Annotated in this window: 8 protein-coding genes; 6 read left to right on the forward strand and 2 right to left on the reverse strand. The window is 71.5% G+C overall.

Annotated elements, in window-relative coordinates:
- The first annotated feature begins 174 nt into the window (after positions 1–174).
- A complete protein-coding gene (locus ACWCXC_RS03900) occupies positions 175–3,168 on the forward strand; it encodes a bifunctional [glutamine synthetase] adenylyltransferase/[glutamine synthetase]-adenylyl-L-tyrosine phosphorylase (RefSeq protein WP_450886461.1) in 2,994 nt (997 codons plus the stop codon).
- Here ACWCXC_RS03900 and ACWCXC_RS03905 read toward each other — a convergent pair.
- A complete protein-coding gene (locus ACWCXC_RS03905; protein WP_450886464.1) occupies positions 3,153–4,124 on the reverse strand; it encodes a phosphatase PAP2 family protein in 972 nt (323 codons plus the stop codon). The two genes, ACWCXC_RS03900 and ACWCXC_RS03905, sit on opposite strands and share 16 nt — an antisense overlap.
- 183 nt (positions 4,125–4,307) lie before the next feature.
- Positions 4,308–5,366, reverse strand: coding sequence for a LacI family DNA-binding transcriptional regulator (locus tag ACWCXC_RS03910; protein ID WP_450886466.1), 1,059 nt, complete (start codon positions 5,364–5,366; stop codon positions 4,308–4,310).
- Between the two features lie 404 nt (positions 5,367–5,770).
- Here ACWCXC_RS03910 and ACWCXC_RS03915 point away from each other — a divergent pair, with 404 nt between their 5' ends.
- From ACWCXC_RS03915 to ACWCXC_RS03935, 5 genes are all read left to right on the forward strand, one after another.
- Positions 5,771–7,048 carry an extracellular solute-binding protein gene (locus ACWCXC_RS03915; protein WP_450684174.1) on the forward strand — a complete coding sequence of 426 codons (1,278 nt, stop codon included), beginning with the start codon at positions 5,771–5,773 and terminating at the stop codon, positions 7,046–7,048.
- A 21-nt stretch (positions 7,049–7,069) separates the two neighbouring features.
- Complete coding sequence (locus ACWCXC_RS03920; RefSeq protein WP_450886469.1) at positions 7,070–8,089, forward strand: carbohydrate ABC transporter permease; 1,020 nt, start codon at positions 7,070–7,072, stop codon at positions 8,087–8,089.
- Entirely contained in the window at positions 8,086–8,964 is an 879-nt protein-coding gene (locus tag ACWCXC_RS03925) for a sugar ABC transporter permease (protein ID WP_450682332.1), read from the forward strand. Before ACWCXC_RS03920 ends, ACWCXC_RS03925 begins: the two co-directional genes overlap by 4 nt.
- A 102-nt stretch (positions 8,965–9,066) precedes the next feature.
- A complete protein-coding gene (locus ACWCXC_RS03930) occupies positions 9,067–10,794 on the forward strand; it encodes a glycoside hydrolase family 13 protein (RefSeq protein WP_450886471.1) in 1,728 nt (575 codons plus the stop codon).
- Positions 10,779–11,837, forward strand: a complete 1,059-nt coding sequence (locus ACWCXC_RS03935; protein WP_450682330.1) for a LacI family DNA-binding transcriptional regulator — start codon at positions 10,779–10,781, stop codon at positions 11,835–11,837. Before ACWCXC_RS03930 ends, ACWCXC_RS03935 begins: the two co-directional genes overlap by 16 nt.
- Positions 11,838–11,900: the final 63 nt, after the last annotated feature.

Genomic DNA, 11,900 nt, shown 5'->3' on the forward strand with positions numbered 1-11,900 from the left:
AGGGACCCCGGACCCCCACCCACCGAACATCAGGCGCCCCCACGGGAAACCCGTACCACCCAGCCCGTCCGGCGCTCGAGGACGGAACCCGTACGCAGGGAGCCCGCACACGCGCACCCCGCTAGGCTCGGAAGGCTGGAACGTGATCGGGCGGCGAGCGGAAGAGAGCACGGGATGACGACGTTGCCGGGGCGCAGGAGCAGTACGTTCACCCGCTTGCTGCGGCACGGATTCACCGACCCGTCCGCCGCCGAGCGGCTGCTGGACCTGCCCGACCTCTCCTCCGTACGCTCCGACCCCGTCCTGCTCGAAGCACTCGGCGCCACCGCCGACCCCGATGTGGCGCTGCGCGGCCTCGTCCGGCTCGTCGAGGCCGAGGAGCCCGCCGAACGGCAGATCCTGCTGGACACGCTCGTCACGGCCAAACCCCTCCGGGACCGGCTGCTGGGCGTGCTCGGGGCGTCCGAGGCGCTCGGCGACCACCTGGCCCGCCACCCGCGCGACTGGCAGGCGCTCGTCACGTACGAGGCGGCCGACCTGCACCCCGGCGTCCCCGAGTTCGAACGGGAACTGGCGGACGCCGCCGACCCCGACGCGCTGCGCGTCGCCTACCGCAGGTGCCTGCTGGCCATAGCGGCCCGGGACGTGTGCGGGACGACGGACGTCGCCCAGACCGCCGCCGAACTGGCGGATCTGGCGACCGCGACGCTCCGGGCCGCCCTGGCCATCGCCCGCACGGCGGAGCCCTCCGACGCCGCGCGCTGCCGGCTCGCGGTCATCGCCATGGGCAAATGCGGCGGCCACGAGCTGAACTACGTCTCCGACGTGGACGTCATCTTCGTCGGCGAACCCGCCGGGGACGCCGACGAGAGCGCCGCGATGCAGGCCGCCACCCGGCTCGCCGCCCACATGATGCGGATCTGCTCCGACACCACGGTCGAGGGCACCATCTGGCCCGTGGACGCCAACCTGCGTCCGGAGGGCCGCAACGGGCCCCTGGTGCGGACCCTGTCCTCGCATCTGGCCTACTACCAGCGCTGGGCGAAGACCTGGGAGTTCCAGGCGCTCCTCAAGGCCCGGCCGGTGGCCGGCGACCCCGAGCTGGGGGCCGAGTACGTCGAGGCGGTGTCCCCGCTGGTCTGGCAGGCCGCCGAACGCGAGAACTTCGTGTCCGACGTGCAGAAGATGCGGCGCCGCGTCGTGGACACGATCCCCGCCGACCGGGTCGACAGGGAGCTCAAGCTCGGCCCCGGCGGACTGCGCGACGTCGAGTTCGCCGTCCAGCTCCTCCAGCTCGTGCACGGCCGCAGCGACGCCACCCTGCGCAGCGGATCGACGCTGGAGGCGCTGCGGGCGCTCGCGGCGGGCGGCTACGTGGGGCGGGTGGACGCCGCCCAGCTCGACGACGCCTACCGCTTCCTGCGCGCCCTGGAGCACCGCATCCAGCTCTACCGGCTGCGCCGCACCCACCTCGTCCCCGAGGACGAGCCGGACCTGCGCAGGATCGGCCGCTCGCTGGGGCTGCGCACCGACCCCGTCACCGAGCTGAACCAGGCCTGGCGCCGGCACGCCTCCGTGGTCCGCCGGCTCCACGAGAAGCTGTTCTACCGGCCGCTGCTCGACGCCGTGGCCCAGCTGGCACCGGGGGAGTCCCGGCTCAGCACCGAGGCCGCCGCGCACCGGCTGGAAGCGCTCGGCTACGAGGACCCGGCCGCCGCCCTGCGCCATCTGGAGGCCCTGTCCTCCGGCGTCTCGCGCAAGGCCGCCATCCAGCGCACCCTGCTGCCCGTGCTGCTCGGCTGGTTCGCGGACTCCGCCGACCCGGACGCCGGGCTCCTCGGCTTCCGCCAGGTCTCCGACGCCCTCGGCAAGACCCCGTGGTACTTGCGGCTGCTGCGCGACGAGGGCGCGGCGGCGGAGAACCTGGCCCGGGTCCTGTCGGCCGGCCGGCTCGCCCCCGATCTGCTGATGCGGGCCCCCGAGGCCGTCGCGCTGCTCGGCGACCCGCAGGGGCTGAAGCCCCGCACCCGGGAGAACCTGGAGCAGGAGGTGCTGGCCGCCGTCGGGCGCGCGGAGGACGCCGAATCGGCCGTCGCCGTGGTTCGCGGGGTGCGCCGGCGCGAGCTGTTCCGCACCACCGCCGCCGACCTCATCGGCTCCTACGGCACGGAGGAGAACCCGGCCGAACCCGATCCCGGGGCGCTGGTCGACCGGGTCGGCGGCGCCGTCACGGATCTGAACGCCGTGACGATCGCCGGGGCGCTGCGCGCCGCCGTCCGCGCGGAGTGGGGCGACACCCTGCCCACCCGCTTCGCCGTGATCGGCATGGGCCGCTTCGGCGGCCAGGAGCTGGGCTACGGCTCCGACGCCGACGTGCTGTTCGTCCACGCGCCCCGGGAGGGCGTCGACGAGCAGGAGGCCGGCCGGGCCGCGAACCGGGTGGTCACCGAGATGCGCCGGCTCCTCCAGCTGCCCACCGCGGACCCGCCGCTGCTCATCGACGCCGATCTGCGCCCCGAGGGCAAGAACGGTCCGCTGGTGCGGACCCTGAAGTCGTACGAGGCGTACTACCGGCGCTGGTCGCTGGTGTGGGAGAGCCAGGCACTGCTGCGGGCCCGGCCGGTGGCGGGCGACGCGGACCTGGGCCGCGCCTTCGTCGACCTGATCGATCCGCTGCGGTATCCGGCGGAGGGCCTGGGCGAGGACGCCGTGCGGGAGATCCGGCGGCTGAAGGCCCGCATGGAGTCGGAGCGGCTGCCGCGCGGCGCGGACCCGACGCTCCACACCAAGCTGGGGCGCGGCGGGCTGAGCGATGTGGAGTGGACCGTGCAGCTGCTCCAGATGCGGCACGGCTGGGCCGAGCCGGGGCTGCGCACCACCCGCACCCGCGAGGCGCTGGCCGCCGCCCGCGCGGCCGAGCTGATCTCCGGCGAGGACGCCCGGACGCTGGACGAGGCGTGGGTCCTGGCGACCCGGGTGCGCAATGCCGTGATGCTGGTCCGGGGCCGGCCCGGCGACACCTTCCCGTCCGTGCCGAGGGAGCTCACCGCCGTCGGCCGCTACCTGGGCTACGAGTCCGGGCACGTCGGGGACATGCTCGACGACTACCGCCGGATCACGCGCCGGGCGCGTGCGGTGGTGGAGGAGCTGTTCTACGGGGCGGCCTGAGCGCCCCGGCGCTGCGGGCGGGGCCCGTCCGGCAGTGGCCGGGGTGGCCGGCGCACCGCCCGCAGTCGCGGTCGCCGGGCGGGTTTCGGCGCGATCCGCTTCGGCAGGTGGTGCGGCAGCGCCCCGTACCAGGCGTACGACACCGCGTAACCGAAGGCCAGGCAGGCCATGCCGCCCACGGCGTCCAGCCAGAAGTGGTTGGCCGTGGACACGATCACCATCAGGGTCACGGCCGGGTAGACCAGGGCCAGGATCCGCGCCCACGGGGCGGACGCCAGGGCGAAGACCGTCAGGCCGCACCACAGCGACCACCCGATGTGCATGGACGGCATCGCGGCGTACTGGTTGGACATCTGCTTGAAGTTGCCCGAGGCCATGGACCCCCAGGTCTGGTGGATCATGACCGTGTCGATGAAGTGCCCGCCGTTCATCAGCCGGGGCGGGGCCAGCGGGTACAGGTAGTAGCCGAGCAGGGCCACCGCGGTCGTCGCGAACAGCGCGAGCCGGGCGGGGGCGTAGCGGCCGGGGTGGCGGCGGAAGAGCCAGACGAGCACGCCGACGGTCACGACGAAGTGCAGCGTCGCGTAGTAGTAGTTCATCGACACGATCAGCCATGTCACCGAGTTGACCGCGTGGTTGACGGACTGCTCGACGGCGATGCCCAGGAAGTGTTCGGCCGACCAGATCCAGTCGGCGTTGGCGAGGGCCGCCGTCCGCTGTTCCGGGACGGCGTTGCGCACCAGCGAGTACAGCCAGTAACTGACCGCGATGAGCAGGATTTCGAACCAGAGCCGTGGCCGCCGGGGGGAGTGCGGACCGCTCAGCGCGGAGCCGATCCGGGCGGGAAGTCCGCCGATCCGGTCCGCGTACGCGGTACGCCTCGGTTTCGCCTCGTCGGCCGCCTCGTTCACGATGGGTGTCGGGGTGGCCTTCGACCGGCCTTCGTGTGGTTTCACGCTCAATTCACCCATAGGCACAGAGTCTGCCAGATTCGTCCCCTTCGCCCGATGATCCTCCGGTGAGGGGCGGCCCGCACGTCCTGCGGGAGGGGAACGCGTGCGGGACCGTCCTGCGGTCTACGGGCGCGCGTGAATCCTGGAACGGCGGTTTACCGAGTGCTGTGGACCCGGAACGGCGGTCTACGGGCGCGCGTGGGATCCTGGAACGGCCGGAGTGGCCGGGGCGCCTGGCCCCGCGGCGGTGGAGCCGCGCACCACCAGCTCGGGCATGAAGACGAATTCGCTGTGCGGGGCGGGCGTGCCGCCGATCTCCTCCAGGAGCGTGCGCACGGCAGCCTGGCCCATCGCCGTCACCGGCTGCCGGATCGTCGTCAGCGGCGGATCGGTGAACGCTATGAGCGGCGAGTCGTCGTAGCCGACCACGGACAGTTCGCGCGGCACCTCGCGGGAGAGCCGGCGGGCGGCGCGGATCGCGCCCAGCGCCATCATGTCGCTCGCGCAGACGACGGCCGTGCAGCCCCGTTCCATCAGCGCCGACGCGGCGGCCTGGCCGCCCTCCAGCGTGAACAGGGAGTGCTGGATCAGCTCCTCCACGTCGTCCGCCGCGAGGTTCAACTGCTCGCGCATCGTGGCGTGGAAGCCCTCGATCTTGCGGAGCACGGGGACGAAGCGCTTGGGGCCCACCGCCAGCCCGATCCGGGTGTGGCCGAGCGAGACGAGATGGGTCACCGCCAGCCGCATCGCCGCCCGGTCGTCCGGCGAGATGAAAGGTGCCTGCACCTTGGGCGAGAAGCCGTTGACCAGCACGAAGGGCACGCCCTGCGCGCGCAGTTGTTCGTAGCGCCCCATGTCGGCGGAGGTGTCGGCGTGCAGCCCGGAGACGAAGATGATCCCGGAGACGCCCCGGTCGACCAGCATTTCGGTCAGTTCGTCCTCGGTGGAGCCGCCGGGGGTCTGGGTGGCCAGCACCGGGGTGTAGCCCTGGCGCGTCAGCGCCTGGCCGATGACCTGGGCGAGCGCCGGGAAGATCGGGTTCTCCAGCTCCGGCGTGATCAGGCCGACGAGACCGGCGCTGCGCCGGCGCAGCCGCACGGGCCGCTCGTAGCCGAGGACGTCGAGCGCCGCGAGGACGGATTCGCGGGTGGCAGCGGCGACGCCGGGCTTGCCGTTCAACACGCGGCTGACCGTCGCTTCGCTGACCCCCGCCTGAGTGGCGATATCGGCAAGCCGTGCGGTCATGGCACTGGACTGTACCGGGAGCGGGTCGGATTGCCCACCAGGCCCGGGATTCGGGCGGCGGTGCCCGGGGCAACGGCCCGAGGCGGCCGTCGCGGCGGGGCGGAGCGGGCCGTTTGCGGTGCGATCCGGTGGGCTCGCGGCAATGTCTTGCAAGGTCTTGCGGCGCCGTCCTGCCGTCTGCGGTCGGATCGTCGCACTGCGGAATCACCCGAGGCGGGGCGCTTCTGCCAGGGGATAACGGGTTCCGTCAAGAGGCTTGACGGCAACCGTGAGGACACGCGAATGTAACGATCACCGAAGCTTGCAGAAATCTTCCGCAAAGTCTTTCGGTCGTCTTTCATCCTTGTTACGTTCACGTCGACCCGGCGCCGCGACGGAGCGGTACGGCAGTTGAAGGAGTTCAGATGCGACGTGGCATAACGGCCACCGCCCTGGTCGCGGCCCTGGCGCTCGCGGCGACCGCCTGCGGCAGCGATGACGACAGTTCGAACGGCACCTCGAAGAGCTCCGGCGAGCTCTCCGGCACCGTCACCTGGTGGGACACCTCCACGGCGGGCAGCGAGGACAAGGTCTTCAAGAAGATCGCCGAGGGTTTCGAGAAGCTGCACCCGAAGGTCGACGTCAAGTACGTCAACGTCCCCTTCGGTGACGCGCAGAACAAGTTCAAGAACGCCGCCCAGGCCAACGCCGGCGCCCCCGACGTGATCCGCTCCGAGGTCGCGTGGACGCCCGAGTTCGCCGACCTCGGCTACCTGGCCCCGCTCGACGGCACCACCGCGCTGAAGAAGCCCGACGACTTCCTGAAGCAGGCCGCCGCCTCCACCAAGTACAACGGCAAGACCTACGCGGTGCCCCAGGTCATCGACTCCATGGGCATCTTCTACAACAAGAAGATCTTCAAGGAGGCCGGCGTCGAGGTCCCGAAGTCGGTCGAGGAACTGAAGACCGTCTCGAAGAAGATCAAGGACAAGACCGGCAAGACCGGCCTCTACCTGCGCGGCGACGACGCGTACTGGTTCCTCTCCTTCCTGTACGGCGAGGGCGGCGACATGGTCGACGCCTCCTCCAAGACCGTCACCATCGACAACGCCGCCGGCGTCAAGGCGATGAAGGTCGTCAAGGACCTCGTGGACTCCGGCGCCGCCAAGACGGACGCGACGGACGGCTGGGAGAACATGCAGTCGTCCTTCAAGGACGGCAAGGTCGCCATGATGATCAACGGCCCGTGGGCCGTCGCCGACACCTACGCCGGCAAGGAGTTCGCGGACAAGGCCAACCTGGGCGTCGCCCCGGTCCCGGCCGGCTCCGCCGCCCAGGGCGCCCCGCAGGGCGGTCACAACCTGGCCGTCTACGCCGGTTCCAAGAACCTCGACGCCTCCTACGCCTTCGTCGACTACATGACCTCCGTCAAGACCCAGGCCCAGGTCACCAAGGAGCTCAACCTCCTGCCGACCCGCACCTCCGCCTACGCCGAGGAGTCCGTGGTCGACAACGAGATCGTCGGCTTCTTCAAGCCGGTCGTCGAGAGCGCGGTCGAGCGCCCCTGGATCCCCGAGACCGGCAGCCTCTTCGCCCCGCTGGTCACCGAGTACACCAAGGTCCTCACCGGCCAGACCTCCCCGGAGAAGGCGGTCAAGACGACCGGCGACTCCTACCGCAAGCTCCTCAAGGGCTGGAAGTAACTCAGGAAGGCAGGCCGACTGATGGCTGTCCACACCAGCCAGTCGGTGGCGAAGGCCGCGGGCGACGACATCGTCGCCCGCGGCCGGAGCCGCGGTACTGGCAACCCCCCGCCGCCGAGCAGGCTCCGGCGGGCCCTGTCGACGCACTGGTACGCCTGGACGATGGTGGCCCCGGTCGTCGTCGTGATCGGCGTGATCATCGGGTACCCCCTGGTCCGCGGCATCTACCTGTCGCTGACCGACGCCAACGAGCGCAACGTCGCGCGGTCCATCGGTGTCAACCACCTGCCCGCCACGTACAAGTTCGTGGGCCTGGACAACTACACCGACGCCCTCACCGGCAACCAGTTCCTCGGCACGCTCGGCTGGACCCTGGTGTGGACGGTCTCCTGTGTGGCCATCACCTTCGCCCTCGGCATGGCCCTGGCGAACATCCTCAACCGGAAGATCGCCGGCCGCTCCGCCTACCGCATGGCGCTCATCCTGCCCTGGGCCATCCCCGGCTTCGTCTCCGTCTTCGCCTGGCGCTTCCTCTACAACGAGGACCGCGGGCTGCTCAACCAGATCCTCTCCGGGGCCGGCTTCGACGGCATACCGTGGCTCAACGACCCCACCTGGGCGAAGTTCTCCGTCATCGCCGTCAACGTGTGGCTCGGGGTGCCCTTCATGATGGTCGCCCTCCTCGGCGGGCTCCAGTCCATCCCCAGCGAGCAGTACGAGGCCGCAGAGATGGACGGCGCCACCGCCTGGCAGCGCTTCCGCCACGTCACGCTGCCCGGACTGCGCCCGGTCTCCACGACGGTGATCCTGCTCTCCACCATCTGGACCTTCAACATGTTCCCGGTGATCTTCCTGCTGACCCGCGGCGGACCCGGTGAGGCCACCCAGATCCTCGTCACCCAGGCGTACAAGTTCTCCTTCGAGATCAGCCCGCGCGACTTCGCGCAGTCCTCCACCTGGGGCGTGCTGATCCTCGTCCTCCTGATGGTCTTCGCCGCGGTCTACCGGCGAGTCCTCCGCACCCAGGGAGATGACTGGTGACCACCGCACCCGCCCCCGCCGCGCGGCACTCCGCGCGCAAGGTCCGCCGCCGCGGCGAACGCTCGCCGCTGGCCTCCACCGGACTGCACCTGACGCTCATCGTCGCCTCGGTGATCGCCGTCTTCCCCGTCCTCTGGGTCCTGCTCACCTCGCTGAAGCCCGCCGCGTACGCGACGACCACGGACTTCTTCAAGGAGACGACCTTCGAGAACTACACGAACCTGCTCCAGAACACGAAGTTCCTCACGTGGTTCGGCAACTCGGTCGTCGTCGCCGGACTGACCACGCTCCTCGGCGTGATCGTCTCCGCCTCCACGGGCTACGCCGTCAGCCGCTTCCGCTTCCCCGGGAAGCGCGGGCTGATGTGGACCCTGCTGGTGACCCAGATGTTCCCGGTCGCCGTCCTCATCGTGCCGATCTACAACATCATGTCGGGCATGGGGCTGCTCAACAAGCCCGCCGGCCTGGTGATCACCTACCTCACCATCTCGGTGCCGTTCTGCGCCTGGATGATGAAGGGCTTCTTCGACACCATCCCGCGCGAGATCGACGAGTCCGGACAGGTCGACGGGCTCACCCCGTTCGGCACCTTCTGGCGGCTGATCCTGCCGCTGGCCAAGCCCGGTCTCGCCGTCACCGCGTTCTACTCCTTCATCACCGCCTGGGGCGAAGTGGCGTACGCCTCCGCCTTCATGGTCGGCGAGGACAACCTCACCCTCGCCGGAGGGCTGCAACTGTTCGTCAACCAGTACGGCGCCCAGTGGGGTCCGATGACCGCCGCGTCCGTGCTGATCGCGATACCCGCGGCCCTGGTCTTCCTGTTCGCGCAGAAGCACCTGGTCACCGGCATGTCCGCCGGAGCCGTCAAGGGCTGAGCCGACAGCACGCGGCCGTACGACCCCCACGCACCGTCACGGTGGCGCCGGCATCCCGACCCGGTCCCGGCGCCACCCCCACCCAGACACCCCAGGGACGACATGACCCAGCACCTCGCTGCCCCCTCCACCGGCACGTCCGACGACGCCCCGGGCCACCGCACCGGCTGGTGGCAGGACGCGGTGATCTACCAGGTCTATCCGCGCAGCTTCGCCGACGGCAACGGCGACGGCATGGGCGACCTCGCCGGCGTCACCGCCCGCCTCCCGTACCTCAAGGACCTCGGCGTCGACGCGGTCTGGCTCAGCCCCTTCTACGCCTCCCCGCAGGCCGACGCCGGCTACGACGTCGCGGACTACCGGGCCATCGACCCGATGTTCGGCAGCCTGCTGGACGCCGACGCGCTGATCCGCGGCGCCCACGCCCTGGGCCTGCGGATCATCGTCGACCTGGTGCCCAACCACTCCTCCGACCAGCACGAGTGGTTCAAGCGCGCCCTGGCCGAGGGCCCCGGCTCCGCCCTGCGCGACCGCTACCACTTCCGCCCCGGCAAGGGCGCGAACGGCGAACTCCCGCCCAACGACTGGGAGTCCATCTTCGGCGGCCCCGCCTGGACCCGCACGACCGACCCGGACGGCACCCCCGGCGAGTGGTACCTCCACCTCTTCGCCCCCGAGCAGCCGGACTTCAACTGGGAGCACCCGGCCGTCGCCGACGAGTTCCGCTCGATCCTGCGCTTCTGGCTCGACATGGGCGTCGACGGCTTCCGGGTCGACGTGGCGCACGGCCTGGTCAAGGCCGAGGGCCTGCCCGACCTGGGCACCCACGACCAGCTGAAGCTGCTCGGAAACGATGTCATGCCGTTCTTCGACCAGGACGGGGTGCACGAGATCTACCGCAGCTGGCGCACCATCCTCGACGAGTACCCGGATGCAATGGGGCCCGGAGGGCCTTCCTCGGAAGGGCGGCGGCGGGCGACGGGTGGGCGGATCGCCGTCGCCGAGGCGTGGACGCCCACGGTCGAACGCACCGCCAACTACGTGCGCCCCGACGAGATGCACCAGGCGTTCAACTTCCAGTACCTGGCCACCGCCTGGGACGCCGCCGCGCTGCGCGAGGTCATCGACACCTCGCTCGACGCGATGCGCCCGGTCGGCGCCCCCACCACCTGGGTGCTCTCCAACCACGACGTCACCCGGCACGCCACCCGCTTCGCCAACCCGGCGGGCCTCGGCACCCAGATCCGCACCGCGGGCGACCGCGAGCTGGGCCTGCGCCGGGCCCGCGCGGCCACCCTGCTGATGCTGGCGCTGCCCGGCTCCGCCTACGTCTACCAGGGCGAGGAACTGGGCCTGCCCGACGTCACCGACCTGCCCGACGAGGCCCGCCAGGACCCCTCGTTCTTCCGCGCCGAGGGCCAGGACGGCTACCGCGACGGCTGCCGCGTCCCGATCCCGTGGACCCGCGAGGGCTCCTCGTACGGCTTCGGCGCGGGCGGCAGCTGGCTCCCGCAGCCGGCCGGCTGGGGCGAGCTGAGCGTCGAGGCCCAGACCGGCACGCCCGGCTCCACCCTGGAGCTGTACCGAGCGGCGATCGCCGCCCGCCGCGCCCACCCGGGCCTCGGCGCCGGAACCGAGGTGGAGTGGCTGGACGCCCCCGAGGGCGTCCTCGTTCTCGCCCGCCCCGGTTTCGTCTGCACCGTCAACACGACCGGCGCCCCGGTCCGGATCCCCGCGTACGGCACCCCGCTGCTGTCCAGCACCCCGGTCGAGACCGACGGTCCCGAGGTCGAGCTGCCCGCCGACACCACGGTGTGGTGGACGGTGTGACCGTCCCCCCGCCCAGGGCCGGTTCGGCGCTCAGGCTCTCCGACATCGCCGGCCAGGCGGCCGTCAGCGAGGCGACCGTCAGCCGGGTCCTCAACGGCAAGCCGGGCGTCGCGGACACCACGCGTCAGCGGGTGCTCGCGGCGCTCGACATCCTGGGGTACGAACGCCCCGTACGGCTGCGGCAGCGCAGCGCCGGGCTGATCGGGCTGGTGACGCCCGAGCTGACCAACCCGATCTTCCCGGCGTTCGCGCAGTCCGTGGAACAGGTCCTGGCCGGGCACGGCTACACCCCGGTGCTCTGCACCCAGCTGCCCGGCGGCGCCACCGAGGACGAACTCGTCGAGCAGCTCGTCGAACGCGGCGTCGGCGGCATCGTGTTCCTCTCCGGACTGCACGCCGACACCTCGGCCGATCCGGCGCGCTACGCCGCGCTGACCGAGCGCGGGGTGCCGTTCGTCCTGATCAACGGCTACAACGAGCGCATCAGCGCCCCGTTCGTCTCGCCCGACGACGCCGCCGCCGTGCGCATGGCGGTGAGCCATCTCGCCGAACTCGGGCACCGCAAGGTCGGCCTCGCCATCGGGCCGCAGCGCTACGTGCCCTCCCGCCGCAAGCGGGACGGCTTCGTGGACGCGGCGGTCTCGGTGCTGGGGCTGGACCGCTCGGAGGCCGAACTCCTCGTCTGCTCCACGCTGTTCAGCGTCGAGGGCGGGCAGGTGGCGGCGGGCGCGCTGCTCGACCGGGGCTGCACCGGCATCGTCTGCGGCAGCGACCTGATGGCCCTGGGCGTGGTCCGCGCGGCCCGCGACCGCGGTCTCGACGTCCCGCGCGACGTCTCCGTCGTCGGCTTCGACGACTCCCAGCTGATCGCCTTCACCGACCCGCCGCTGACCACGGTCCGCCAGCCCGTCCAGGCGATGGCGGCGGCGGCCGTGGGCGCGCTGCTGGAGGAGATCGGCGGCAGCCCCGTGCAGCGCACGGAGTACGTCTTCCAGCCGGAGCTGGTCGTACGGGGGTCGACGGCGGCGCTGCGGGGCGCGTGAGGCGGAGGGGAAGGGAAGGGGAGGCTGGGTCCGGAGGGGGGACCCGGCCTCGCGTGTTCGCGT

This window comes from Streptomyces sp. NPDC001515 (assembly GCF_053597115.1).

What these genes read in the sequence shown, in the direction of transcription:
- ACWCXC_RS03900 (WP_450886461.1), top strand. Translation starts at nt 175, where the DNA reads ATGACGACGTTGCCGGGGCGCAGGAGCAGTACGTTCACCCGCTTGCTG.
- ACWCXC_RS03910 (WP_450886466.1), bottom strand. Translation starts at nt 5,366, where the DNA reads ATGACCGCACGGCTTGCCGATATCGCCACTCAGGCGGGGGTCAGCGAA.
- ACWCXC_RS03915 (WP_450684174.1), top strand. Translation starts at nt 5,771, where the DNA reads ATGCGACGTGGCATAACGGCCACCGCCCTGGTCGCGGCCCTGGCGCTC.
- ACWCXC_RS03920 (WP_450886469.1), top strand. Translation starts at nt 7,070, where the DNA reads ATGGCTGTCCACACCAGCCAGTCGGTGGCGAAGGCCGCGGGCGACGAC.
- ACWCXC_RS03930 (WP_450886471.1), top strand. Translation starts at nt 9,067, where the DNA reads ATGACCCAGCACCTCGCTGCCCCCTCCACCGGCACGTCCGACGACGCC.